General features: G+C 49.7%; 21 protein-coding genes. 8 read left to right on the plus strand and 13 right to left on the minus strand.

Translation table 11 applies throughout. The annotated features are described in order from the left end of the window. Nucleotides 1-133: 133 nt before the first annotated feature. From HMPREF0670_RS12975 to HMPREF0670_RS13000, 6 genes are all read right to left on the minus strand, one after another. Nucleotides 134-814: a WbqC family protein gene (locus HMPREF0670_RS12975; protein WP_009231609.1), complete on the minus strand. Its 681-nt coding sequence runs from the start codon at nt 812-814 to the stop codon at nt 134-136. Between the two features lie 243 nt (nt 815-1057). Then, nucleotides 1058-2503: a signal peptidase I gene (lepB, locus tag HMPREF0670_RS12980; RefSeq protein WP_009231610.1), complete on the minus strand. Its 1446-nt coding sequence runs from the start codon at nt 2501-2503 to the stop codon at nt 1058-1060. 99 nt (nt 2504-2602) lie between these two features. After that, the gene (gene dapB, locus HMPREF0670_RS12985; RefSeq protein ID WP_009231611.1) at nt 2603-3358 is read right to left on the minus strand and encodes a 4-hydroxy-tetrahydrodipicolinate reductase; all 756 of its coding nucleotides are present in this window, start codon (nt 3356-3358) and stop codon (nt 2603-2605) included. 173 nt (nt 3359-3531) lie between these two features. Beyond that, entirely contained in the window at nt 3532-4659 is a 1128-nt protein-coding gene (gene dprA / locus HMPREF0670_RS12990; protein WP_009231612.1) for a DNA-processing protein DprA, read from the minus strand. 194 nt (nt 4660-4853) lie between these two features. Next, a complete protein-coding gene (locus HMPREF0670_RS12995) occupies nt 4854-5270 on the minus strand; it encodes an acyl-CoA thioesterase (RefSeq protein WP_009231613.1) in 417 nt (138 codons plus the stop codon). Nucleotides 5271-5637: 367 nt separating this feature from the next. Next, nucleotides 5638-6930 (minus strand): DUF2851 family protein, encoded by a 1293-nt coding sequence (locus HMPREF0670_RS13000; protein ID WP_009231614.1) that lies wholly within the window; start codon nt 6928-6930, stop codon nt 5638-5640. 165 nt (nt 6931-7095) lie between these two features. Here HMPREF0670_RS13000 and dusB point away from each other — a divergent pair, with 165 nt between their 5' ends. The 5 genes from dusB to HMPREF0670_RS13025 all read left to right on the plus strand — a co-directional run bounded on the left by dusB (nt 7096) and on the right by HMPREF0670_RS13025 (nt 12551). Further along, nucleotides 7096-8085, plus strand: coding sequence for a tRNA dihydrouridine synthase DusB (gene dusB / locus HMPREF0670_RS13005; protein WP_009231615.1), 990 nt, complete (start codon nt 7096-7098; stop codon nt 8083-8085). A 1039-nt stretch (nt 8086-9124) separates the two neighbouring features. Beyond that, nucleotides 9125-9790, plus strand: coding sequence for a uracil-DNA glycosylase (gene ung / locus HMPREF0670_RS13010; protein ID WP_009231616.1), 666 nt, complete (start codon nt 9125-9127; stop codon nt 9788-9790). 168 nt (nt 9791-9958) lie between these two features. Then, nucleotides 9959-10624, plus strand: coding sequence for a uracil-DNA glycosylase (gene ung, locus HMPREF0670_RS13015; protein ID WP_009231617.1), 666 nt, complete (start codon nt 9959-9961; stop codon nt 10622-10624). A gap of 3 nt (nt 10625-10627) precedes the next feature. Then, nucleotides 10628-11233, plus strand: coding sequence for a DUF3109 family protein (locus HMPREF0670_RS13020; RefSeq protein WP_009231618.1), 606 nt, complete (start codon nt 10628-10630; stop codon nt 11231-11233). 298 nt (nt 11234-11531) lie between these two features. Beyond that, nucleotides 11532-12551: a YeiH family protein gene (locus tag HMPREF0670_RS13025; RefSeq protein WP_009231619.1), complete on the plus strand. Its 1020-nt coding sequence runs from the start codon at nt 11532-11534 to the stop codon at nt 12549-12551. Between the two features lie 133 nt (nt 12552-12684). On the opposite strand, the gene HMPREF0670_RS13030 is transcribed toward HMPREF0670_RS13025, so the two are convergent. The 3 genes from HMPREF0670_RS13030 to HMPREF0670_RS13040 form a co-directional block, all read right to left on the minus strand. Then, on the minus strand, nt 12685-13371 hold the full coding sequence (locus HMPREF0670_RS13030) for a DUF4276 family protein (RefSeq protein ID WP_009231620.1): 687 nt from the start codon (nt 13369-13371) through the stop codon (nt 12685-12687). Beyond that, nucleotides 13368-14438, minus strand: a complete 1071-nt coding sequence (locus HMPREF0670_RS13035; protein WP_044078338.1) for an AAA family ATPase — start codon at nt 14436-14438, stop codon at nt 13368-13370. Before HMPREF0670_RS13035 ends, HMPREF0670_RS13030 begins: the two co-directional genes overlap by 4 nt. Before the next feature lie 227 nt (nt 14439-14665). Further along, nucleotides 14666-15649, minus strand: a complete 984-nt coding sequence (locus tag HMPREF0670_RS13040; protein ID WP_232213931.1) for a phosphodiester glycosidase family protein — start codon at nt 15647-15649, stop codon at nt 14666-14668. A 110-nt stretch (nt 15650-15759) separates the two neighbouring features. Here HMPREF0670_RS13040 and HMPREF0670_RS13045 point away from each other — a divergent pair, with 110 nt between their 5' ends. Next, nucleotides 15760-17388: an RluA family pseudouridine synthase gene (locus tag HMPREF0670_RS13045; RefSeq protein WP_009231623.1), complete on the plus strand. Its 1629-nt coding sequence runs from the start codon at nt 15760-15762 to the stop codon at nt 17386-17388. A 225-nt stretch (nt 17389-17613) separates the two neighbouring features. After that, entirely contained in the window at nt 17614-18219 is a 606-nt protein-coding gene (locus tag HMPREF0670_RS13050; RefSeq protein WP_009231624.1) for an NUDIX hydrolase, read from the plus strand. Between the two features lie 350 nt (nt 18220-18569). On the opposite strand, the gene HMPREF0670_RS13055 is transcribed toward HMPREF0670_RS13050, so the two are convergent. Beyond that, on the minus strand, nt 18570-20234 hold the full coding sequence (locus HMPREF0670_RS13055; protein ID WP_009231625.1) for a putative transporter: 1665 nt from the start codon (nt 20232-20234) through the stop codon (nt 18570-18572). Nucleotides 20235-20994: 760 nt separating this feature from the next. On the opposite strand from HMPREF0670_RS13055, the gene HMPREF0670_RS16770 reads away from it, so the two are divergent. Then, entirely contained in the window at nt 20995-21177 is a 183-nt protein-coding gene (locus HMPREF0670_RS16770; protein ID WP_198009314.1) for a hypothetical protein, read from the plus strand. A gap of 703 nt (nt 21178-21880) precedes the next feature. Here the strand turns inward: HMPREF0670_RS16770 and HMPREF0670_RS13060 are convergent. The 3 genes from HMPREF0670_RS13060 to HMPREF0670_RS13070 all read right to left on the minus strand — a co-directional run bounded on the left by HMPREF0670_RS13060 (nt 21881) and on the right by HMPREF0670_RS13070 (nt 26660). Next, nucleotides 21881-22759 (minus strand): helix-turn-helix domain-containing protein, encoded by an 879-nt coding sequence (locus tag HMPREF0670_RS13060; protein ID WP_009231626.1) that lies wholly within the window; start codon nt 22757-22759, stop codon nt 21881-21883. A 95-nt stretch (nt 22760-22854) separates the two neighbouring features. Beyond that, entirely contained in the window at nt 22855-24285 is a 1431-nt protein-coding gene (locus HMPREF0670_RS17210; protein WP_009231627.1) for an alpha-L-rhamnosidase N-terminal domain-containing protein, read from the minus strand. After that, entirely contained in the window at nt 24282-26660 is a 2379-nt protein-coding gene (locus HMPREF0670_RS13070) for a glycosyl hydrolase family 95 catalytic domain-containing protein (protein WP_009231628.1), read from the minus strand. The genes HMPREF0670_RS17210 and HMPREF0670_RS13070 overlap by 4 nt, the downstream gene beginning before the upstream one ends. Between the last annotated feature and the right edge of the window lie 163 nt (nt 26661-26823).

The raw sequence follows: 26823 nt of genomic DNA on the forward strand, positions 1-26823 counted from the left end.
CAAGCGCTTATAGCCTGTGGAATGAAAGATGGCGTTTGGAGGTTAGAAGGGTGAGCTGTTGGCGGTGATGGGCTGTGAAATGAATGGCCTAGATAGTGCCAAGCAGGTATCTAACGTTACGAGAGGCCGGGCATTAAAGGTACAGCGGTGCCTCGTTACCCATGTTAAAAAGCAAGTCGATAACGCTTAGATTGGGCAAGAAACCGTGGCGTTGGGCGAACACTTGGTAATAAGGGCGGGGCGTAAAAACGGGGTCGTGGGGCGGATTTTTGGGCACGATGGTGTCGCGGAAGTCTTGAAAGGTGGGGAAAGTGACAGTGTCGGCATCGACAAAAGCAGCTGGAAGGCTTGCACCCGATGCCAGTTGCGCCTGCGTTGGTACAAAGGCGGGGGTGAGAATGATGTTGGGTGTAAAGTCGAGTAGGGCGCAAACGGTGTGCGTTAGTTCGAGGTTGAAGTCGAAAAGAAACTCGAAACGGCGTTCAAAAAAGGGGCGAAAATCATCGGCGTAGTATTCGAAAAAGGGACTTTCGTTGTAAGCCGAAACGATGGCTTGCCAATGTATGTGCCGCCAATTGCCGTGGTCGCTTATGCGAATGTCTTTCATGGCCATGCACGAGACCTGCTCGCCCGATGGCCGTTCGATGGGGATGGTTAGGGCTTGTGGCCCATTGGCCGTGGCTATGATACAGCGGTTGCGGTAGGTTTGCTTGATGAAATGGTCGTGTTGCTCCATCCAACAGCCATTGCTTTGAAAGAGTTTGGCATACCATTGTACGGGGGCGAGATAGGCAGAAGAGAGGAGGGGAAACATGATTTTGAGCGAAAATGAATGAGACAAACAAGAATGATAGGGCTGATAAGAACGATGATGCCAAAAGATTGCCCAGCACAGATGGGCTTAATGTGCAGGATAAGACGGATGAAACCTAAAAACAGGTGGGACAAATGCAACACGGCTGGCTCAAAACGAACCAAGAACACAGCGTTGCATTTGTCCCATCGGTCTTAAACTGCGGCATTTACGCCTGTAAAGGCTAGGGTGCTAGCCGCTACATCATTTTATCTTATCCACCAATTTGAACAAGCGGTTCCATCTGATGCCCTTAAATCCGGGATGGTCTACATCATGCGACCACCAGATGAATATGGGTTTGCCCACCACATGGTCTTCGGGCACAAAGCCCCAATAGCGCGAGTCGGCCGAATTATGTCGGTTGTCGCCCATCATCCAATAGTAGTCCATCTTAAAGGTGTAGCTGTTGGCGGGCTTGTTGTTGATGTATATTTGTCCGTTGCGCACGTCAACCTCGTTGTCTTCGTACACGCGAATGGCACGTTCGTACATCGGCAGGTTGGCTAAGCTAAGCTTAATGGTAGCCCCTTTCTTGGGAATCCATATCGGTCCGTAGTTATCGCGCGTCCATCCAGTGTTGGCGTTGAGGGGATAGAGGTCGCCTGTGGGTGCATCGGTGTTCAGTTTCACGCTCTCAACGATGTCTTTTCGTGCAGCAAGTGCCTTTGCAGCCATTGCCGTAAGTGGCATAACGCCGCTCGTGTTAAGGCTTTGCAGGTCTTCTTGCGTTATGCCTAGGCTTGTAAGCAAGTCGTCGGGCAGCATTCCTTTCAGCTTAACATAATAGGTATATTGCACGTTGTCTGGTTCTTTGTTGGGCTTGCCGTCGAGGTAAACGATGCGGTTCTTTATTTGAAGGGTTTGCCCCGAAAGGCCCACACAACGCTTAACGTAGTTCTCACGGCGGTCGGTGGGGCGCGAAATGAGGTCGCCATACTCGTTGGGGTTTTGCAAGATGTAGGCGCGCCCTAGCGCATAGATGTGCTGGAAGTAGGCGCGCTGTTGCAAAAGCGACATGCTGTCGAGGTTAACGGGATGGTTGGCTTGGTCGTAAAGCTGCTTGCCATACGAGTAAACCATTTGGTAATAGTCGGCAGCAGCCCATCGTGCCTCGTTAACAAGACTGTCTCCCGAGGGATAATTAAACACAACGATGTCGTTAAGCTTAACGTGTCCCAGGCCTTTTACGCGGCGATAGTCCCAATGTGGCACCTCAATGTACGACTTAACGTTAATCACTGGCATGGTGTGTTGGGTTAATGGCATGGTGAGCGGCGTTTGTGGGATGCGCGGACCATAGCTTAACTTACTTACGAAGAGGTAATCGCCAGTGAGCAAACTCTTTTCGAGCGAGCTTGAAGGGATGACGAAGTTTTGGAAGAAGAACAGGTTGATGAAGTAAACAGCCACAAGGGCGAAGACGATGGCATCTACCCAGCCCATGATAAAGCGTGTTGGTCCTTCGGAGTCTTTCCACCATTGCCACTTTATTTTCTTCGAAATATAAACGTCGTAGATGAAAGGCAGAACGAGCAATCCCCACCAACTTTCCACCCAAAAGAGGAATGCGAGGTAGAGAAGTGCCACGATGATGAATTTAGTCCACTGCTTGCGTGGGTTGAATTCTTTCTTTTTCTTGTTTATCATTGCAAGTGTTAGTTATATGTTTTGTGCCTTTTGCCCCTTACGTTGTGGTGAAACATGGTTGGTTTCGGTGCCGTATGTGGGTGCAGGCGCATGTTGTTGTCAGAACTTAAAGAGGTCGTTCATCGTTAATAAGCCATTGTGTGTGGCGGCATATTCGGCAGCCAGCACTGCGCCTTCGGCAAAACCGCGGCGCGAATGGGCGTCGTGGGTGATGCTGATGCTGTCGGCCTCGCTGTCGTAAACGATGGAATGAATGCCTGGAACCTCGCCGCGACGGAAACTGTCGATGGCCAATTGGTCGTCGGTTGTTTGCTCGCTGCGTACGATTGAGCCGTCGGCTAAGTGCTGTTCGCCCTTTACCCACGTTGCCTTGCGGTCTAGTTGTGTCACCACTTCCTCGGCCAAAGTAATGGCCGTGCCCGATGGCGCGTCTTGTTTGTGAACATGATGGGTTTCTTCGATGTGCACATTGTATTGCGGAAAGCGGTTCATCAGTTCGGCCAAACGGCGGTTTAAGGCCTGGAAAATGGCCACGCCAATAGAGAAGTTGCTGGCCCAGAACAGCGTTTGGCCTTCTTCTTGGCACATTCGGCGCACCTCTTCGCCGTGTTGGGCAAGCCATCCCGTGGAGCCCGACACCACTTTTACGTTGTGTGCAAAGGCCTTGCGGTAGTTGTCGAAGGCCGCTTGGGGCGTGGTAAACTCGATGGCCACGTCTGTCGAAGCAAAGGCGGGGCTGTCGAAGTCGGCTTGGTTGTCTTTGTCGATGATGCAAACGATGTGGTGGCCGCGTTGTTTGGCAATCTCTTCAATCATGCGGCCCATCTTTCCGTAGCCTATAATGGCGATGTTCATGGGTTGTATTTTTTCTACTATTATGATGTAATGCGTTCTCGGCAGTTAGCCTTTGAACTTGCTGTGGGGCAGTGCCAATGGCGTGTAATGCCCTAATTTACTGCGCAAAGTTAGCGAAAAAAGGGATAAAAGCCATCTTTTTAGCCTTTTCATTTTATCCCCTTTCACCTTTTTTAGACGTAAAGATGGTAGCTGCCGCCTGCCAAAAGCTTTAAAAGACCTTTCATTTCGAGTTGGAAAAGCAACACGGTGAGTTGCGAAATGGGGATGTTGGCCGTGAGCGACAGTTGGTTTATGGGTTGGTCGTTCAGCTTTTGCAACGCCTGAACCACGGCTTGTTCTTCGCCAGAGAGCTGTGGAAACAATTGTCGTTCTATGCCTTGGCGTGTGGCTTGCATGCGTTTAAGGTCGGTTTCCCAGCCTAGTGCGTGTACAAAGTCGGCTGCCGAGGAAACGAGTTGGGCCTTATGGTCGCGTATCAGGTTGTTGCAGCCCTCGCTATATGGTGCGCCAACGGGACCAGGGAAGGCGAAAACATCGCGGTTGTAGTCGCGAGCGATGGCCGCAGTGATAAGTCCTCCGCCATGTGCAGCACTCTCTACCAACACACAAGCGTCTGAAATGCCGGCCACAATGCGGTTTCTTCGCACAAAGTTTAGCTTGTCGGCGTTGGTGTTGGTGAGAAATTCGGTGAGCAGTCCGCCCTGTGTAAGCATTTCGTTGGCCGTTTGTTTGTGGCGGGTGGGGTATAGATAATCCAGCCCATGAGCCAGCACGCCCACCGTGTCTAGCCCGTTTGCCAAGGCTTGTCGGTGCGCGTTGATGTCTACGCCGTATGCCAGTCCGCTAACGATAAGCACTTCGGGGCAAAGGTTTTTCAACTCCGAAACAAAGCGGCGAATAAGATCTTGCCCGTAGGCTGTGCAGTGGCGCGTGCCAACAATGTTGATAACGCGTGCCCGATTAAGGTTGGCCGTACCTTTATAAAACAGCACAAGCGGTGCGTCGTCGCAGTTTTTAAGTCGCTGTGGGTAGTCGTCGTCGGCCAAAGCAAGTGCCCGTATGCCGTTGCGCAGGTTGTATTCCATTTCGGCATCGGCCGCTTTTAGGTGCTGTTCGATGTTGCGCATAGCCTCTTGCAGGCGTGGCGAGGCATCGGGCAGCACCTCGCGCAAGTCGTTTCGGTGTGCAATAACGGCCGTGGCCGAACCCAACAGTCGGTATAGCTGTGCCAAACCAGCAAGGTTAAAGTAATTAACGCGCGTCAGTGCGATGGCGTTTCGGGTCTCGTTGTCGTTCATGGATAGGGTTAAGTTTCTTTTAGTTTACGAGTTAACAAGTAGACAAGCAGACAAGTTTACACGTAGACAAGTTAACGAGTTGACGTGTTTATAAATATACAAGGCCGTAGCCAAGTAAACATGTTGACGGGTAACATGTTTACTTGGCTCTATTTTTTGCCGTTTCTATAACCGTTAGCTAACGGGAACATGGCTTATTTATCGGCCGATTGCTGATCTACAAAGGGTGCGAAAGCCTTGTCTATTTCCTCACTTCGGCTCAGTCTGCCGTCCACTAAGCATACAAGTTCGGCCGTGGCACGGAACGAAAGTTTATCATCTCGCTTGCGGAAGATGTCGTGATGGAACACATATCGGATGCCTTCTTGCGTAATTCGAAGTTTAGACACAAGGATGTCATCGCATTGCAGTGGTGTTTTGTATTGCAGAGTCATGCGTGCCACCACGGCATCCACTCCCTTTTCGTGCAGGCCAGCAAAGCTTAGCCCTGTGTGTTTCAAGAAAAGGTGGCGCGTGTGTTCTGTGTAATGCAAATAATTGGCGTTGTTAACAATGCCTTGGATGTCGCATTCGTAATCGCGAACTTCCATCTCGGTTGTGAATGTGTACATATATTATATAGTTATTTAAAAGCCTCACCCCAACTATAACCGGCCTCACCCCCAGCCCCTCAACAAAGAGGGAGGAGAGTAAAGCCTCACCCCCAACCCCTCTCCAAGGGGAGAGGGGAGTGGTATGCTTTGTTGGTTAAGCCTCACCCCCAACCCCTCTCCAAGGGGAGAGGGGAGTGATATGCCTTATTAGTTGATGAGTTAGTTGTTGAGTTGTTGAGTAGTTGAGTTGACAAGGATTGCCGTCCACTCTGCAACCAAGCATTTGGCTTAACTCCTTAACTCCTCAACAAGTATTGCCGCCCACTCTGCAGCCAAGCATTTGGCTTAACTCCATAACTCCTCAACCCCTTAACTCCTCAACAAGTTATCTCCTCAAATATTCATACCCAATTCTGCATCTTAGGCAGTTTTTGCGGTCGCAATATTCGTTTTTAAGCTGTATAAGAGCCTGCGTATCGCCAGCGTTATTCACTTCTAGACCGCACGCTTTCCACATCCTAATGATGTGGTTATCCTCCGCTTTCAGTTCATCTAGCAGCTGATAAGCGCGGTCGCACAGAGCATCGTTGTGGCGATGACGGCCGTAAGCGAAGAGAACAGGCACAACGGTGTTGAGGATGAGCACATCGCGCGAGGCCGTAGAGAGTGCTTTGTCGCTGGCTTTGCTTTCTCCGCCAAACACATAATGCGTTTGCCAATAGCCCGAAACCTGCGTGACTAAGGCTTTACGCAGCTGTGTTAGATTTTCGCAAGCCACGATGTTGGCCAACGATGCCCGGCGCGAATGGTGAAGAACGGCCAGTTGCGACAGGCGGATGTGTGGAAAATTCTGCGGCCTGAGTCGAAGAAACAACCACAAGGAAGGGTCTAATGGCTGCAAGTTAAACTTGTGCGCAAGGTAAGCGTACTCCTTTTTAAGTAGCCCAAAGTAGCTTTCGGCCGTGGCTGCGTCTCGGTGTCGGGTGGGTATGGCCACATCGTTTAGCAGTCCTGCTTGTCCCATAAAGAGGGCCTCTATCTGAAAAGCGTTGTCGCGATGGTGGTCAACGCATCGCAAAGGCACGTTGGCAGCCCAGCGTTCGAAGGCATCGCCGTTTACGCCGAACCCAAAATTGCGTGCCAAAGTAATGAAGAATGCACCTTCCCAAGAGCCATTTGCTCGCTCAACACGCCGTATCACCGCCTCGGTTTTGCTTTCAAGCCGCTCTGTTTGTAGGGCGGCCAGCCAGCTGTGCAGCGTAAGTCGCTGCAATTGGGGGATGATGTGGTGACAAGGCGGGAACTTATCGGCCGCCAACAGCTCGCCATAGTGAGCCGCTAGGCCGCTAGGCACGGCCAATTCCATTTGTGGCAGTTGCTTGCCGTCTTGCGTTAGGCACTCCATGTCGGCCTTTCCCACCACGTGCAGCACCACATTGTTATATCGAGGGTCGTTTTGGTGCCCATGTTCAAACCATTGCGATGCCATATCGTGTATCTCTACGTTGCCCACCCAGAGCGTATCTCCAAGCTTAACTTTGGCGTTAAAGAAGTCGGGACCGGCGTTATCGTTGTGCAATCCCACGTCAATCACCTCCACATCTACGCCTTCGGTTGTTTTCAAAGGTGCAGTTGCGAATAGCTTGTGTTTCCAAACATAGTGCAATAGCTGTTCCATGGGCATGTCGATATAAGGGTTCGTGGCACGAAAATATAAAGAAAAAACGAAAAAACGGCCTTTTGGGGCAAGAAATATCCAAGTTTTTTGCATTCCGCTTGGGCCAAGGCAGCCCCATTGTCTGCATGTTTTGTTTATTGGTTAAGTCTTCGTACCTTTGCATTTATGAAAATAGGAAACATATCGTTTGATGCTCATCCGCTCTTCCTTGCCCCGATGGAAGACGTCACCGACATAGGGTTTCGCCTGCTTTGCAAACGCTTTGGCGCGGCAATGGTGTACACCGAGTTTGTTAGTGCCGAGGCATTGGTGCGCTCGGTGAAGTCTACCGTGAGCAAACTAACCATCAGCGACGAGGAACGCCCTGTGGGAATACAAATCTACGGGCGCGATGTGGAGTCGATGGTAGAGGCTGCCCGTATCGTGGAACAAAGCCGTCCCGATGTGATTGACATCAATTTTGGTTGCCCCGTGAAGAAAGTGGCAGGCAAAGGGGCTGGTGCGGGCATGCTGAGAAATGTGCCCTTGATGTTGGAGATAACACGCGAAGTGGTGCGTGCGGTGCGTACGCCCGTAACGGTGAAAACGCGATTGGGATGGGATTGCGAAGAAATTATCATCCCCACGTTGGCCGAACAGCTGCAAGATTGTGGCATCGCAGCCCTTACCATACACGGCCGAACGCGCTCGCAGATGTATACGGGCGAGGCCGACTGGCGTTATATCGGTGAAGTGAAGGCCAATCCGCGTATCCATATCCCCATTATCGGCAACGGCGACATTTGTACGCCGCAGCAAGCCAAAGAGGTTTTCAGTCGTTATGGCGTTGATGCGGTGATGGTTGGGCGTGCCACATTCGGTCGGCCTTGGGTGTTTAAGGAGATGAAAGACCATCTTGAAGGCTTGCCCCAAGACCCTTCGCTCACCATCGACCGAAAGATTGACTTGCTGGAAGAGCAACTGCGCATCAACATTGAGCGTATTGACGAGTATCGCGGCATACTGCACACGCGCCGTCATCTTGCGGCAAGTCCTATATTTAAGGGCATTCCTGATTTTAAACAGACGCGCATAGCGATGCTGCGTGCCGATAAACAAGAAGAACTAATTGCTATTTTGGAGAGCTGTCGCGAACGATTGCGGGGGTTGGAGTAGACTTATTGAACAAGCGTTTTGTTAAACCAGCACTTAATAGCAGTGCTGGTGCAGCTTTGTTAACGGGTCTGCTTGTCTGCTCGTCAACTGGTTCGCTCGTCAACCCGTTAACTTGTCCACAGGTTAACTAGTCTACTGGTCATCCCGTTAACTCGTCAGCCTTTGTAAATTTTTCGGCAAAAATTTTAACATTATGAGTGCCTTTTTCTCAACCAACTGCTCATCTTGCTGCAAAAAATCGATTCTCGCGGAGGTTCGTTTTGGCGCAAAACGGGGTTAGTCTGCGAATGAGATAATATGAATATTTATTTAAAGAGAACGCCATTTGCACCAGATTTAGGGCTATTTACTGCTAAATATGGTGCAATATGCCGCTAATTGCAGTGCAATTTGGTGCAAAACGCAGTGCGTTTTGGTGCAAAATGAAAGGTAAAATGCTGCAAAATGCAGTGTAAAATGCTACTAAACGCAAGGTGAAAGGCATAAATATTCACCGCAATTGGTATAAATAAACCTTTTACACCCGTTAAAAAGATGGCTAAAAAGGGCAAAATAGTGGTTAAAAAGTGGGATTTTAGGGGCTAAAAGCGAGTAATTGGGCGCAAAAAATAATGAGTTGGCAACCAAACTAGAAAGCTAAAATGGTGCAAAACGCAGGTTCTGACCCTAAAAACAGGCAAACAAAAGATGTGTAAGATGGAAAATAGCGGCAATTTGCCTGCTAAAGAGCGTTTGTTTTTGCTAGAATGGGTGGGCGAGAAGGATGTGTTTTGTAAAATATAAATACTTGATTTAACATTGCTTGGACATCGACAAAAGATAGAAAGTAGGTTTTTAATGACCCCTTGTAGATAAATAAGCATGCGTAGGCTAACGTGTAAATGGGCTTTTTTTCATACCTTTGTATGTCGTAAAATGATGTTTTCGGTAAGTTCTAGTTCATGGCAAGACAGGCAAACTGCCTTGTCTACCTGTTAACAGGTCAACTGGTTAACTTGTCAACTCGTCAACTTGTAAACTGATAATACAAACTGTAAACATGAACGTAGAGATAGAATCCTCGTGGAAAGAGCAACTGGCCGATGAGTTTGAAAAGCCTTATTTCAAGGAATTGTCTGAATTTGTAGATGGCGAGTATAAGCAGAATAAATGCTTTCCACTTGAAAAAGATTTATTTAATGCCTTTAATCTGTGTCCCTTCCACAAGGTAAAAGTGGTGATAATCGGGCAGGACCCCTATCCAGGAGAGGGGCAAGCGCATGGCTTAAGCTTTTCGGTTAACGATGGTGTGCCTTTTCCGCCATCGCTGAATAACATCTTTAAGGAGATAAGCGAGGATTTCAAAACGCCCATCCCTACCAGCGGAAACCTAACACGATGGGCCGAGCAGGGCGTGCTTTTGCTCAACACCATCCTAACTGTGAGTCCTGGTGATTCTAACAGTCATAAAGGGAAAGGTTGGGAACAGTTTACCAATGCTGTTATTAAGCGGTTGAATGATGAATGCGAAGGACTTGTTTTCATGCTTTGGGGTGTAGAGGCGCGCAAGAAAGGCAGGTGTATCGATTCTAACAAGCATCTCGTTTTGACATCGGCTCATCCCTCGCCGCGGGCAGTTAATTTTGGTTGTAGTTTTGGCAAAAAACACTTTTCGCAAGCTAACGAGTATCTTCGTGAGCGTGGGAAATCGCCCATCAATTGGTAAGTAATAACCCCAATTGGGCATTAGGCCTTATGTAAATGCGCATTTTTTCATACCTTTGTATGTCAAAAACAACGTTATTCGCAAGCACAGGTTAACAATGAGGTAAGCTTACGGCCTTATCTACTTGTTAACAGGTCAACTTGTAAACTGATAATACAAACCATAAGCATGGATGTAAAGATAGAACCTTCGTGGAAAGAGCAGCTGGCCGACGAGTTCGAGAAACCTTATTTCAAGGCCTTGTCTGCCTTTGTGCATCTCGAATACAAGCAGCATCAATGCTTTCCGCCTGCACAACTGGTGTTCAATGCCTTTAACTTATGCCCTTTCGATAAGGTGAAAGTGGTGATAATTGGGCAAGACCCCTATCACGACGATGGACAAGCGCATGGTTTAAGCTTTTCGGTTAACGATGGCGTGCCTTTTCCGCCCTCGCTGCAAAACATCTTTAAGGAGATTAACAACGACCTCGGCACACCCATCCCCACAAGCGGAAACCTAACGCGTTGGGCCGAGCAAGGTGTGCTTTTGCTTAACGCCACGCTCACCGTGCGTGCACATCAGGCAGCAAGTCACCAACGGCAGGGCTGGGAAACATTCACCGATGCTGCCATAGCGCGGCTAAATGCGGGGCGCGAGGGACTTGTCTTTATTCTTTGGGGCGGCTATGCGCGCTCGAAGGCCGCGCTTATCGATGCTCGTAGGCATTGCATCTTGCAATCGGTTCACCCCTCGCCGCTATCGGCCAATCGTGGCGGTTGGTTTGGCAACCATCACTTTTCGCAGGCCAACGCCTATCTTTCTTCGCGCGGACTAACGCCCATCAGCTGGTAAACAATGAACAACAACATACCGCCCATTATGCAAGTGGGCAACGTACTTATCTCTTCCGACCTCATTACCGAACGCTTTTGTTGCGACCTCGATGCCTGCAAAGGTGCTTGTTGTATCGAGGGCGATGCAGGAGCGCCCGTTACACTTGATGAGATTGCGGCTATGGAAGACGCATTGGACATCGTGTGGAACGACCTGTCGGCGCAGGCGCAGACCGTTATCGACAAGCAGGGCGTGGCCTATAACGACCGCGAAGGCGACCTGGTGACGAGTATCGTTAACGGCAAAGACTGTGTTTTTACTTGTTACGACAAGGGACTTTGCCTTTGCACGTTCGACCGGGCGCATCGAGCAGGGCTCTCTTCGTTTCGCAAGCCCATATCCTGTGCACTTTATCCCATTCGCGAAAAGCGTTTCGATGCCGACCTTGTTGGCCTTAACTATCACCGCTGGGATGTGTGTAGGCCGGCCGTAAAGAAGGGTCGCGAACTAAATCTACCCCTCTATCGTTTCTTGGAAGGTCCGTTAACCGAGCGGTTCGGGCGCGAATGGTACGCCGAATTGTGCGAGGTGGCGGAGAGCTTGATGGCAGAAGGAGGGGAGGAGTAAGGATTGAGGAGTTAAGGAGTTATGGAGTTAAGGAGTTGAGGAGATATGGAGTTAAGGAGTTATGGAGTTAAGGAGTTAAGGAGTTAAGCCAAATGCTTGGCTGCAGAGTGGACGAGACTCCTTGTTAAGTAGTTATGGAGTTAAGTAGTTATGGAGTTAAGCCAAATGCTTGGCTGCAGAGTGGACGACAATCCTTGTCAACTAACAAGGCATACCACTCCCCTCTCCCCTTGGAGAGGGGTTGGGGGTGAGGCCGGTTGTAGTTGGGGGTGAGGCTTTTTAAATATAATATCACACAATGTTAAACGAACAACGCAGCAGTATGCTGCACGGCATCTTGCTTATAGCCCTCTTTTCGCTTGCCGCTTTCTATCTTGGCGACATGGCTTGGGCTAAGAAATTCTCTGTTAGTCCGATGATTATCGGTATCGTGTTGGGCATGATTTATGCCAACAGCCTACGCAACAACCTGCCGCCGACGTGGGTTCCGGGTATCACTTTCTGTGCCAAAAGGGTGCTTAGAGTGGGTATTGTGCTGTATGGTTTCCGCTTAACGCTGCAAGACGTAACGGCCGTAGGGCTGTCTGCCATTGTGGTTGATGCCATCGTGGTGTGCATAACCATTGGCGGAGGGTTGCTTATCGGCCGAATTTTGAAACTCGACCGCAGCATAACGCTGCTTACTTCGGTGGGCGCAGGCATCTGTGGGGCGGCTGCCGTGTTGGGAACAGAGGGCGCAATCAATGCCAAACCCTACAAAACAGCCGTGGCCGTGTCTACTGTTGTTATCTTCGGAACCCTCTCCATGTTTCTTTATCCCGTGCTTTATCGCAATGGTGTGCTAGACCTTTCGCCGCAATCGATGGGCATTATGACGGGCAGCACGGTGCACGAGGTGGCCCATGTGGTGGGTGCAGGCAACGCAATGGGCAAAGGCGTGTCTGATATAGCCATCATTGTAAAGATGATTAGGGTGATGATGTTGGTTCCTGTGTTGCTTGTGGTGAGCTGGTTTGTGGCACACGGCAAGCAGGGCGATGCCGAAACGCAAACCAAACGCAAGGGGATAACCATCCCTTGGTTTGCTGTTTTGTTCTTGGTGGTTATCGGTTTCAACTCGCTAAACCTCTTTTCTCCCGCTGTTAACGATGCCATTAACACCTTCGATACCTTTCTTCTCACAATGGCGATGACCGCTTTGGGCGCAGAAACCAGCATCGATAAGTTTAAAAAGGCTGGTGCCAAACCCTTCCTCCTTGCTGCCCTGCTTTATTGTTGGCTGCTCGGTGGTGGCTATCTTATTGCTAAGGCGTTGTAAAGGACTAAGGGATTTTGTGGGGGTAAGAACCGAAAATGGTTTGGACAAACGCAGCTATTGTAGGGTGAGTGGTAGGTTATGGACATTGATGAAATGGTTTACCTACCTTGTTCACTAAGTGCACATTGTTGCCTTATGGATTATTCGGCTTTGTTATGGCAATATTTGTTTCAAGTCTTTTCAGCCAATTGTCAAACCTTGGCGACTTTTGCCTCATCTTGTCAAGGCCAATAGCTTCTGCCAAACAGCATCCGTAAACCACTTTCTCGTAACCACTGATGATGCGTTCGAGCCTGTGCGAGGGAGATGTTTCAACACCGTCGTTAATCATTTCGGGGTTGTCGAAATCTGCAAACGTTTGCTCAAGATAAGCTTTGTCCACTAGCTCGTTGCTGTTGTAAAACGTTGTATAGAAGGCCTGCTTGTCGCTAAACAGCAAGCCTTCGAACTCATGTAGTTGCATATAAGGCACAAAACGTGGGCGCAAATTAGCATCCACATCAGCTAGCATCGCGGCTTCTAGTTCGTCAAGGCGTTGGCTTTTGTCGGCAATTGCTTGTTTTTCAGCCCACAAAGGAAAACCGTGGCTATCCTTAATGCCATAATAATCAATCAGTGTAGTGACCAAAACGTCTTTTTCTCGGCGCAGATAGGTTTCTATTTCACGTTTCAGCACATTCCAATTGGCTATTCCGCCCATCGTTTTCTTGATCAATGGGACTTGTAGCGTGATGTTTTGGTTACTGAAATACCGCTGTAACAGGGTTTTGCAGAACTCTTGTTCGGTTTGCCCTTCACAAATGATTATAATCCTATTCATCCCTCGTAGTTGGGCTGTCCGCCCTCTATCATGTTGCGTTTCCATAGTTCGTCTATCGTATAATTTTCTTCGAGCCATGCTTTTAGCATCTCTTCGCTTTGTCGTGTGAAGTGTGTTTCACCGCCAACTTGGTCTACGGTGATGATGTCTGATGGCTCGAAATGTGCTATTAGGTCGGCCGACTGCGTGGCAACAATCACTTGGCAATTGCGTTTTGATGCAGATTTGATCATCCCTGCTAGCTTAGCGATGGCAAAGGGATGTAGTCCCAGTTCGGGTTCGTCTATAATAATGGTGGTAGGAAGATTGGGTTGTAAGAACAATGTGGCTAAAGCGATGAAGCGTAAGGTGCCGTCAGAGAGGTCGGTTGCGCCGTAAGTCATGTCGCTAAACTTGTCTTGCCAAAGCAGTCTTAGGTTGTTTTCTTCATTGGGTTCTAGGTAGAAGTCCGAGAAATAAGGGGCAACTGATTTGATACAGGCTACAATTCGGTTGTACACCAATGGCTGTTCGCTACGTATCTTGTAGAGAAAAGCCGCAAGATTGCCACCATTAGCATATAGAAAGGCAGTGTCTGTTGATGTATTGCTGTATTTTGTGAATGGCGAATTGGCACTGGTATCGTGGAAATGGTATTTTCTAAACTTAGCCATGTACTTCAATATGTATGCTGCTCTGTAGTTGTCGGTAAGGCTAAGGTTTGCTTCTTTGCCATGACGGGTAATGCCTTTTGGCTCGCCCTTATAGTATAGTTGCTCGTCGGTGAATACAAAACCATCGTTGCCTGCCGTCAATTCAGCCGCATAGCCATTCTGGCCACCGTCAAATTCAATATGGAATGAGAATTTTTCGGTTACTTTTCGGCCTTGAAAAAGTATCTTGTCTTCGCCGCCTTTTAAGGCCACGTATTCGCTTAATCCGCGTCCGCACAGTCTGTGAAGCAACTCGAAGAAAGAAACGAAGTTGCTTTTGCCACTACCATTAGCACCTATTAGGATGTTGATGGGGGCAATATCTATCTTGGCCGACTTGATAGACTGGTATCCTTTTATTTCGATGTAGTCCATATTATATTGCTTGTTACGTTTTTGGGGCGGATAGAGCATGGTGCAAGTGCGGATTGTTGCCCGCGAATGCTGTGCTGTTAAGTTTGTAAAGCCCAAGACTAGTGACAAAGTTAAGCATAAAATGCGAAACGAACGCGATTAAAGGAATGGTTTTAACAAAAGCATACGCATTCTCATTTTATTGTTGTCGAAAAGTAGAATGCGCATGGTTGGATGTCTCACATCCCTCACTTCCCCCTCTTCATCACCACCACCGCATTGGCTACTTTGCGCTCTCCGTCGTGGTCGAACTTGCGATTGTCGCAAGGATAGTTGGCAATGCCATTGGCATTATACCCTTTTGCCCAAAGTGTTGTGGAACCTCCGCCGTCTAGATTAAGGGCATCGGTGCAGCCCAACTGTTGCAAAAAGTGGCGCAGTTCGATAAGGTTCATACCGCCAGCATAACCCGGATGCCGTCCGTCTACGGTGACGAAAAGCACCGTTCCGCGCGAAGTGAGGGCGATGGCCGTGCGTGGATGCTTTTTAACTATGAACCCCATGCTGCTGCTACGCAACGAAACGTCCTTGCCGCGATAGAGAAGTAGATGCCCAGAGGCCAATGTAGACCCGTGCCGACAACGGTAACGCTGCTCTATTGCCTTGCTCCAGGGCATGATGTGGAGCTTTCGGCCGTGCGTTCGGATAGCTCCCGTTACGCGAAGGGCCAGTTCGGCCGTGGTTGTTGTGTCGATAACGGTGCGCCCTTGGCGTAAGTAAGTGATGGCCGAACGCTTATGTATGTCGAAATACGAACCGTTGATGGCTGCCAATGCCTTGGTGCGGCGCGCCATTTCGCCCACCGTTGCACCGCCATCTGCAACCGCAATGTCGAACGCTAGGCCGCGTTTGGGCGTAATTTCGGCCACAGTAACGGTTTGGGCACAGCCGTATAGCAAAGGCCAACGCATCTGTCGCACCTCTATATTCTCGCTAATCTTCTTCGTTTCCCACATCGCTGTGTTGATGGCCACAACGTCTTCGCGAGTTTGGGACACAAGGTGGAGGGGCAGGAATAGCCCCAAAAGCAGACCAATAAAAAACTTATTTCGCATAATATGGTTGTTAATCGTTGGCAGATGTGGTTGTTGCGGTGGGCAAATTGGTGAGCTTTCTTCACCATCAAAGCGATAAAGTTCGCCGTTGCGCATTTTTTGCATGTCTGTCTTCATTCCATTTTCGTGTTACGATGTGGGCAAAAGTACGTTTTTTTGATTAACTTTGCAACAGCAAGCCCTGCCCCGACAATGGGTTTTCACACTATTTACCATTCCGCCACATCATGTTCCATCCCCTACATACCACTCTTCCAAGGCCCGAAAAGATGAACAACCCCTTCTTTTACGAGCCTGATGCGCTGTGCCTAATGGCTGCCGAGCAGGTAAAGGGACTTGTTGCCCAGCACGAAACATGGCGCGAAGAGGTGGCACAGGGCAAGATGTTCGGCGTATTAGTGGTTGAACGCCCCGCGCCCCACGGCACAGAGTTGGGCTATTTGGCCGCATTTTCGGGGCAATTAGGCGGTAAGGCAACGTGGGAAGGCTTTGTTCCGCCCGTGTTCGACTACTTGCAGCCCGATGGTTACTTCAAAATACACGAACGCGAGATAAGCGAAATTAACGTACAACTAAGCGAAATGGAGCGTAACCCGCTGCTTAACGAACTGAAAACGCGCATTGCCAACGAACAAGAAACGGCAGAAACGGAACTTAACGCTTACCGAACGATGATGGCTGAGGCCAAAAAAGAACGCGAAAACAAGCGCAGACGGGGCGCAACAGCCGAAGAACAAGCGGCGATGGTGGCCGAAAGTCAGTTTCAAAAGGCGGAATTGCGCCGACTGAAACAGCGGATTAAGGCCCAAATTGAATGCTTGCAGGCCGAACTGAATGTGCAGGAAAAGGCGATGACAGACTTAAAAAACAAGCGCAAACGCCTGTCGGATGCCTTGCAACGCTGGCTTTTCCAACAGTTTGAAATGCTTAATGCGCGCGGCGAACGTCGCAACTTGCTCGACATTTTCGCCCCAACACCCCAACGAACACCACCTGCCGGCACGGGCGAATGTTGCGCGCCAAAGCTGTTGCAGCATGCTTTCGTTATGGGTTATCGTCCGCTTAGCATGGCCGAGTTTTGGTTGGGGCGGTCGCCCAAAACCGAGATAAGGCGCGAAGGGGCGTTCTATCCTGCCTGCCCTGGCAAATGTGGGCCAACGTTAGGCTTTATGTTGCAGGGCTTGGAGGTGGCGTGTGTACCGCAAAAGCCCGTAGACCGCGCTGCCTTACGTGTGGTTTACGAAGACGAGGGCTTGGTGGTGGTGAGCAAACCGCATGGCATGTTGAGTGTTCCTGGCAAAGATGGCGGCACATCGGTTGCCCAAATGATGCGCCAACGCTACCCAGATACCGACTCGCCCCTTATTGTTCATCGACTAGACCAAGACACATCGGGGCTGATGATCATCGCAAAGACCAAGGAAATGCACCGAACATTGCAGTTGGCCTTTGAAAATCACGAGGTAAAGAAACGCTATGTGGCGGTGCTAGACGGATTGTTGCCGCCCGAAAAGCAGCGGGGCGAAATATCACTGCCCTTAAATAGCAACTACTTGGACCGTCCGCGACAGATGGTAGACTGGCTAAATGGCAAGTCTGCTGTTACGCGATACGAGGTGATTGGGCACGAAGAGGGGCGCACCATCGTTGCCCTTTATCCGCTAACTGGGCGCACGCATCAACTTCGTGTACACTGCGCACACCCCGATGGACTAAATTTGCCCATCCTTGGCGACCCACTTTACGGGCGAAAGGCCGACCGCATGTACCTGCATGCCGAAGTAATTGAGGTTGAAAAGCTGGGATTGAGGGTGGAAGATGATAAGTGGTTTCACCCACAATCCCTCAACAAATGAGGGGAGTAAAGCCTCACCCCCAGCCCCTCTCCAAGGGGAGAGGGGAGTGGTATGCTTTGTTAGTTTACCAGTTAACGAGTAGACCAGTTGACCAGTTGACGAGTAGACCAGTTGACAAGTTGACAAGGATTGCCATCCACTCTGCAACCAAGCATTTGGCTTAACTCCTTAACTCCTTAACTCCATAACTCCATAACTCCATAACAACTTCATAACTCCAAAAATATGAAAGAAGAAAAGAGAAACCTTGCGCCGAACGAAAAGACGCGCGAAGAAGGCAACGAAATGGCTTGGCAGGTGCTGGGCCGCGAGTATCTGATACGTAAACAATGGCTAACGGCACGTTGCGATAAGGTATGTTTGCCCACGGGCGCGGTGGTAGACGAGTATTACGTGCTTGAATATCCCGAATGGGTGAACACCGTGGCCATTACTCGCGAGGGCGACTTTGTGCTTGTTCGCCAATACCGCCACGCTTTGGGTGTAACAGCGATGGAGATTTGTGCAGGCGTGATGGAACAAGGCGAAGAACCGATGCAGGCCGCACAGCGCGAACTGCTGGAAGAAACGGGATATGGTAACGGTACGTGGCGTCCGCTGATGACGATTGCGCCCAATCCAGGTACAATGACTAACCGTTGCCATTGTTTTTTGGCCACAGACGTGGAGAATGTGTCGGGGCAACATCTAGACGACACGGAAGATATTCAAGTACATGTTGTTAGTCGCGACGAGATGTTACGCATGCTCAAAAACAATGAGCTTTACCAGGCCATGATGTACGCCCCTTTGTGGAAATACTTTGCCTTAGAAGACGAACTGAAAGGCTAACTTCGTGCGAAGAATAGAGGGCGGCATCGTTGGTGAAAAGGTGAAAAGGTGAAAGGGTGAAAAGGTGAAAAGGTGAAAAGGTGAAAAGGTGAAAAGATGTCTGCATCTACAAACTCGTAAATTATTAGACTAGTTTTCAAGTTTGCGAGTTGACTAGTTAGTGGGCGTTAGCCATTTTTTCACCCTTTCACCTTTTCACCTTTCAAGTTTACGAGTTGACAAGTTAGTGGGCGTTAGCCATTTTTTCACCCTTTCACCTTTTCACCTTTCAAGTTTACGAGTTGACAAGTTGGTGGGCGTTAGCCATCTTTTCACCCTTTCACCCTTTCACCTTTACAACTCCTTTCTCATTATCCCAAGAAAAACATCACCATCATTTGCACGATAATCACGCGCAGAAACATGCCGAGGGGATAAACGGTGGCGTAAGTAACGGCAGGTGTGTCGCCTTCGAGCGTTTCGCTAGCGTAAGTAAGTGCCATTGGGTTGGCCATCGACCCGCAAAGGATGCCGCAAATAGAGCCGAAGTCGAGTCGCTTAGTGCGCAAGGCGATATAGCCCACCAGCAGAACAGGTACCACCGTGAGCACGAAACCAAGCCCCACCCATAGCAATCCCTCAGGGCGTATCACCGTTTTAAAGAAGTCTTGACCGGCATCCAAGCCCAAACAGGCCAAATAGAGCGACAAACCTAACTGGCGGAGCATGAGCGATGCACTGCGCGTTGTGTACGAAACAAGGCGGAAACGTGGGCCAATGCTGCCCACAAGTATGCCCATCACGATGGGGCCGCCTGCCAATCCCATGCGTACGGGGGCACTCATGCCGGGCAGCATGATGGGGATGGTGCCCAGGGCAAGACCCAAAAGCATACCTAGGAAGATGGCACCGAGGTTGGGTTCGTTAAGCGTTTGTACTGCGTTGCCAAGATAATGCTCCACGTTTTCAAGCGCATCGTGTTCGCCAACCACCGTAACGCGGTCGCCATATTGCAAGCGCAGATCGTTTGTGCCGAGAAGTTTGGTGTCGCCACGCGTAACACGACTGACGTTTACGCCATAGGTGTTGCGCAGCTGCAGCGAACCAAGCTTTTTGCCATTGAGCATCGGACGGGTGATAACCACCACCTTCGACTCCACTTTCTTGTCGATGTGGTTCCAGTCTATCTTGTCTTTGTTCCAATCTTTATCCACTTTCTTCCCCAACAACAACTCCATTCCGCCCACTTCGTCGTCGGTTGTTACCACAAGCACGTTGTCTCCTAGTCTTAATTTGGTGGTTGAAACGGGCACAATAACTTGCTCGTTGCGCCATATTCGCGATACGATAAAGCGGATATGTGCCATTTGTGAAATCTCGGCCAGCGTTTTTCCGTCGATGGCTTGGTTCACAATTTCGTACTGTGCCACGTAAGTATGGTCTTCGTCTTGTGGCGAACGGGGCACCAAGTCGTCGGGTTTTACAAAGAATTTACGGAGGAATATCATGGCGAAGATAACGCCTAGAACACCCAAAGGATAGGCTACGGCACAGCCAAGTGCTGCACTACGCGTGGAGAAGCCGAAGTTTTCGAGTGCTTGTTGGGCGGCTCCAAGGGCTGGCGTGTTGGTAACGGCACCCGAAAGTATGCCTACCATCGTTTGCATTGGCACGTTGGTTACTTCCGAAAGCACCAGTGCGAGGATGGTTCCCACGGCTATAACGGCAAATCCCCACAGGTTGAGCGAGATGCCTTCTTTGCGTAACGACCCGAAGAAGTTGGGGCCAACGTGCAATCCCAGCGTGTAAACGAAGAGCACCAAACCAAAGGCCTCGGCATATTGTAGCACGGTGGGGTCGATGTCTAACCCCCAATGGCCTGCAATGATGCCGATAAAGAAGACGAAAGCCACGCCAAGCGAAATGCCCTTGACGTGTATCTTACCCAGAATTAGGCCTACATAGCATATCAGCGACAGTACAACTACGGTCTGAATGGCTGAATGCACGGTGAACAGGCCGTTAATCCAATCCATGCGTATATTTATTTTGATATTCTTTGCAAAGGTAGTGTAAAGGTGGTGAATGGCAAAATGTTGGGAGAAATAAAATACTGGCTCGCCTCTAATTCTGTTTCAAAGGGGAAGAACAGGATGATACAATGCATTTTGCAGTCAAAACGCATTGCAATATGCAGTCAAAACGCAGTGTAATATGCAGCAAAACACAAGACACATGACTAGGTCTAAATTTACTTTACACGTTTTTTTTTTGTTGTTGCTGGATTGGTTTACAAATTTTTACTTGCTTACTGAACAGACTTACGCCTCCAAGGAATGCGCTTACACGATACAAGATGCAAGCAAAACAAGAAGTTCACATGTTTACAGAAAGAAAACACCTGCGCTTATACAAGGAAACACGTATACTCATACAAAGGAATCACGCGCTTACGCAAAGAAACGCACACGGCAACAACTAGATTTTTTGCACTAAAACCCAATAGCTAACAGGCTTGCACAACGAAACGCGTGCACTTGTACGAAGAAAAACACACCCTTATACAAAGAAGTACCATGCACTTATACAAAAAAGTACATGCACAGATGCCAAGAGTTGGGATGTTTACATCGAGAAACACACGAACACTTCAACTCCAATCGGCCGTTAACCGCTTATCAATTATTTTAGCGTATTTCCACCGTTTCCTGTCCATCTTTCGTTTGCTTGTCGGCATTCTGCCAGCCTTATTCTCTTAACGTAGCAGGCTACGCCTTCAAAAATAAGGCAGGCAATATGCTCAACAATACACAAGATCTGTACAGGTGCCACATGAACCGATTGGGGTTCAAGGAAACAGATGCCTTTGCATCAAACACACGTACAGATGCCAAGCAGCACACGTACTTCTACCGCATTGTGAAAATGGTTTTCCGCGCCATTCGATGCCATGCGCATTGCGGTTCAGGTGCGGTATGATGCGCAAGCAACGAGGGGCAACTCCTCCAAGGGTGTTTGAACGTTATTTATTTTGGTGATTATGGACTACTGAGGTAACACCCAAGGAGAAACCGCCAACGCGAAAAACCAATGAGGGGATGCTGACAAGCTAGGGAACGGCCAGGCCGCAGCTAATGCCTACGCCGCAGGCCCCAGCCCTCAACAAGGGATGCTGTTGCACTTGCCTTCACTCCGTGCCGGTTGCCTTCCCTTTGGCCGCACTATGGCCTATGATATATACGCCAAGACTGCTATCGGCATGTCAAATACGCAAGCCGAGTGCTCATTCATTAAGGTTGGCATGCAACACACATGCAGAAGAAGTGGAAAAGGAGTTCAAATCCATAGGGCAAAGATACAATAGTGCCCTTAAAGGCTAATTGCAGCACTTGCAGGAAGAATGAGGAGGTATGCATATTGCACCAACGAAAGCTGCAATACGACAAGTGCCAACCCTCTCATTCCCGTTCTCTTATGTTTCTGTCTAACTCTTTCTACGATGTTTCTATAAATGTTATCAGTTAAGTCTAACTCTAAATTCTCTGCTCCGGAATCAAGTTTCTAATTCACTCTAACTCTATTCCTTGCCTGCTCGGTGGTGCATGTGCCGAGCCCAATCTGCCATGATGTACTCATTTGTTGGGGCGACATTGCAGAAAGAGAACCATGCACCTGAGGGCGGTTACCGTTTACGGTACTGCGACGGGGAAACTCCCACCTGTTCTTTGAAGAACTTCCCTAGGAAGCTTTGGTTGGGGAAATTGAGTTCTTGGGCTATTTCCTTCACGCTCTTAGTGGTGTTTTTAAGTTGCACGCGCAACTCCAACGTGATGTACTTGTCAATCCATTGGTTGGGTGTTCGCTTGCTAACGTTGCGCACCGTTTCGGAGAGATACTTAGGTGTGATGCCCAATTGTTCGCCATACCAGCTTACGCGTCTTTCTTTTTTAAAGTTCTGTTCCACCATTTTAATGAACTTGGCGAAGATGGCTTCGGCTCGTGTCTTCTTCAAGTCCGTTGTCTGTTGTACCCGATAGATGGCGTCCGAGGCGTTGTAAATCATCGTCGTAATCATCGAACGCACCGTATCTTTGCGATACCTATGCCCAGCCTGCTGCATTTTTTTCTCAATGAGCGACAGGTGGAGAAGCATTTCTCCCCCCTCTTCGGCATTGAGTGTAAAAACAGGGTTGGTTCGTGAGAAGAGTATCAAGGACGAAAGTTCATGGATGCCCATGATGATTTCGTTCATGAAGTCCTTAGACAACAGTATGGCTATACCCTTGCAGTTGGTGCTTAGCTCCCCGCTGTTGAGTATTGGGCCAGCAGGGACAACCATGATGTGGTTGGGTTGAAGCTCATACGTAATCGTGTCTACTGTGTACCTGGCGCTGCCCTGAGCACAAATGGCCAGCACCAGGCATTGCATTTTGTACGGACCCATGAGGTCCGACAGCTTGTTGAGGTCGTCGACGAGAACTAAGTCGTCGTCCATACTCACAACGTCGCAGTTTTCTTTGACAATAGGAATTGTCAAGTCGTTCAATTGTAGTTTCCGCATTTCCTTACCTTTTACTTCGCAAATATAGGAAATTTTGAGCAGAACCGCAAGCTTTCGACAAGAAAAAAGAACGAAAATTTGAAAATAGTTACTTATTAAAAAAGAAACTTCCCATACAGACCAATTGAGGTTTCCATTGCCTCGACATTTTGGACATGTTCAGAACGAAAGTACTTGTCTCCGTGGACAATAAGTTTATAGGTGGTTTTAACGATGAATTTGCTAAAAAACTGCTCGTCTGTTGCGCCGTTGCAAATATAGCGAAAACCGTTGATGTAAACTTTTTCTCCTGTTCGAGTTCCCCTAAAAGTAATACGTACAACGCCCTGAAAATGATGGGGGAAGACGCATGTAAGCGTATCGTTGCGCACGTCTACATAGCTAGGGCCGTACACTTTGGCCACTCGCGGAGCGCAAACGAGCCGTGAGGGCGTGGGGGGAGGCAGCGTTTCGGGGTGTGCATAGCGCACAGACGATTGCCAAGAGATGGTGTCGGCATAGTTAATTTGCCACGCCACGGCCTTGTCGCTGCCGTCTTGCCACTCGCTTTCAGGCGGTTGCAGTCCTCGATTTGCTCGCCTACAAGCCCAGTTTTCATCGCTTTGGAAGGCAAAAGGAGTGCCGTCCGCATTTTCGCCCCAATAGCAAACGGCCACTTGACGGCGACCCACATGGGGCATTGTAGGGCAATACCACAGCGAGATGGTGTTGGCCTTGCGGGATAGGAACGGCGTAACATCGTAGACGATGTTAACAACCGATGTGTCGTCTTGTGCGCGATGAGGTTCAAAGAGGTTTCTGCTTACGTTCATTCCATTCACCAACAGCTGCATTTTGCCTGTGGTGGCCACGCTAACGTAAGCCTTGCGCGGCTTGCCGTTCTGCTTATACGTTCGCAAAAACCATTGCATCGCAGTGGAATCTGGCTGTGGCGCACTTATCCACGGCGCTTGATAAGGGGTTAGACGCATGGAAGATGTTGGCGCAATGGCGAAATTACTCGTCCCTTCCTCGTTTACGACGGATTTCGATGGAGTTGAAACAGGTACTGAACGCGGCGCAACCAAACTGTCTTCATCGCCAGCAACCAAGCTTTGAATCTGCATCTGCGAGTCTTCATCTATCATAGGAGTGGCAGAACACACAGCCTCAAGGCTTTCGCTGTCTGTGCGAAAAACAGCAGTATCTTGCCCTTGGCACTCCTTATATATAATAGGAGTGGCGGAACACGCTGCCCCAATATTTTCGCCACCTACGCAAAAAGCAGCGTTATATTGGCCTTGGTACTCCTTATATATAATAGGCGAAGACTGGGCGTGCGATGTGGGAACAACAGCCAAAGCCCCATCGGCATATTGCATACCATCTCCTTTGGGGTCCGAAAAAGCACTGGCGTTGTACGCACAGACATTATTCGTGGCTGCAAACATGGCCTTTGCACCACGAACAGGCGCCGACACAGCCCATGCCAATGCTACAAGGGCAACGGCGAGAGGAACACCCATCATGCACACCCTGCACTTCATCGTAAGACGGCCTCCTTACCCGCCTTTAACTTCACTTTGTGCGCCTTTCCATTATAGTACAGCGTGGTTTGTCCGCCCACGTTGCTCTTAATGCGCACTTGGGTTACGCTACCATTGCGCCAAGAGAAGTCGACAACGAAACCACCACGCGCACAAAGGCCTTTAACACTGCCCGAAGGCCACGCCGCGGGCAACGCAGGCAAGAGCCTAATGCCGCGTGCACTTTGCATCAGCATCTCGCAAACGCCAGCCGTTCCGCCGAAGTTACCATCTATCTGGAAAGGCGGATGGGCATCGAAAAGGTTGGGATAGGTGCCGCCACCAGGGCCTGCATCGCTCTTCCTGATGGCATCGGGGGCCACATAGGTCAGCAGTTTACGATATATTTGGTAAGCCTTCTCGCCATTGTAAAGCCTAGCCCAAAGGTTAATGCGCCATCCCGTGCTCCATCCCGTGGAGATGTCGCCCTTCTGAACAAGTGTCTTTCGGGCGGCCTCAGCTAGTTCGGGCGTTGTTTCGGGCGCGATGTGATGACCCGGATACAGCCCGATAAGGTGGGTTTGGTGGCGATGTTGGGGGTCGAAATCGTTCCAATCGTAGTACCATTCGTTCAAGTCGCCCTCCTTTCCGATGGTGTATGGGTGCAGGCGGCCTATCGTTTGGCGCAGTATTTTGCTGTAAGCCGTTGGCCGTCCGTTCAGAATTTCGTCTGCGGTAGCCGTGTTGGCGAACAGTTCGCGCAATATGGCGAGGTCTGCCGTACCGCCATACACCGTTGTGCCGTGGTAGCCATCGGGCGTAACATACTCGTTTTCGGGCGATGTGCTGGGCGCAGTAATCAGCTCGCCCGGCTGCTTAGGGTTTTCCACGAGCCACTGCAACATAAAGTCGCACGCGCCCTTCATCAGTGGGTAGAGTGTGTGGCGAAGATAATGGCGGTCGCGTGTAAAGTCGTACTGTTCCCAAAGGTTGCTCAACAACCATGCTCCTCCGAGGTTCCAGTTGGCCCATTCAGGACTTTCTCGTTTCTCTCCCACGGGGTTCGTCATGGCCCACAGGTCGGTGTTATGGCTCGAACACCAGCCCTCGTTAATGCCGTAATAGTTTCGTGCAGCGTAACGGCCGTTCACGGATAGGGCCTTCACCATGCCAACTAAAGGCGTGGTCAGTTCGGCCAGATTGGCCACTTGTGCAGGCCAATAGTTCTCTTCGAGGTTGATATTAACCGTGTAATTACTTCGCCAAGGTGCCCTAACGTGCGGATTCCAAAGCCCTTGCAGGTTAGCAGGCACGCCAGGTGTGCGCGATGAGCTGATGAGCAGATAGCGACCAAACTGAAAATAAAGCGTTTCGAGATAAGGATTGGTTTCTCCCCGCTTGGTGTAGTCTTGCAGTTGCTGCTCGGTTGTTCGGTGCATATCTAGCTTTGTGCCGTCCAAATGCAGGGCAAGGCGTCCGAAAAGGGCCTGATAATCGTCCGTATGGTTTTGTTTTAGCTGTTCGAAAGTGCAGTTTTGCAGGTTCTTCAAGTCGGTTTCTGCCAGTTGCACATAAGGTGCGCCTTGCGTTACGGGGTGCTTGTCAAAGCCGTTATAGCTTGTTTCGTTAACGATATACAGCACCACTTGTGTGGCGTTGCTTATCAAGAGCGTGCTATCCTGCGCCGTTATGGTGCCGCCTGTGGCCTTCGCTTGCAGCAGGTTGCAAAAGTGAACGGTGCTGTCGGGGTGGCCTTCGGCATGACCCATGAGCCTGATGGTGTTTCCTTCCACACGTGTTTGATGGTTGAGCAACGAGGTAAGCGACAGTTGCAGGCTGATGGCGTGGGGCTTGTTGGCCGTAAGGCGCACCATGATGGCGCGGCCGGGATGCGAGGCGAAGTACTCTCGACGATAGCTCACGCCCTCACTTTCATAACTCACCTTTACCAAGCTACTATCCAAGTCGAGCTCTCGGCGATAGTTCTTCAAAGGCGCATCAGCGTTTGCAGCCGCTTTCACATCGCAGATGCACAGGGTGGAAAGCGGCTGATACCAAGCCGAATTATGCCCTTGCACGCGCAATTGCAGCGAGTCGGCCAGTGCGTAATTCTCTTCAAACAAGGCTTTGCGTATCTGCGGAATCCACTTGTGTGCGCCTGCATCTTCGTTTGGGTCGATGGGTTTGCCGCTCCACAGTGTGATGTCGTTCAGTTTAAGATAATCGCAATGCGGGTTTCCGTCTACCATTGCACCGAGTTTTCCGTTGCCAATGGGCATGCTGTTCTCGAAGAAGGAGCCGGGCCGATTGTCCCAAATGCGCAAGGGAACACCTTGGGCGAACGATGTGAGGGCCGAAAAAAGTAGGGTTGCTGTTGCTAAGATAGTCTTTCTCATTTGTCGATTGTTGTTTTTTGTGGAAAAGATATGCGGTAAACGTCATTCGCTTACCACGGCGTTTTCCACTTAACTGCGCCATAAGCCGCAGCGCGCAAGGCACTGCCTGCACAGGCGTTTGGGCGGCCAGCGTGGCCGTTTTGCTAATAATCACCGTTAAGGA

This window comes from Prevotella sp. oral taxon 317 str. F0108 (genome assembly GCF_000162415.1).
Lineage (GTDB): Bacteria > Bacteroidota > Bacteroidia > Bacteroidales > Bacteroidaceae > Prevotella > Prevotella conceptionensis.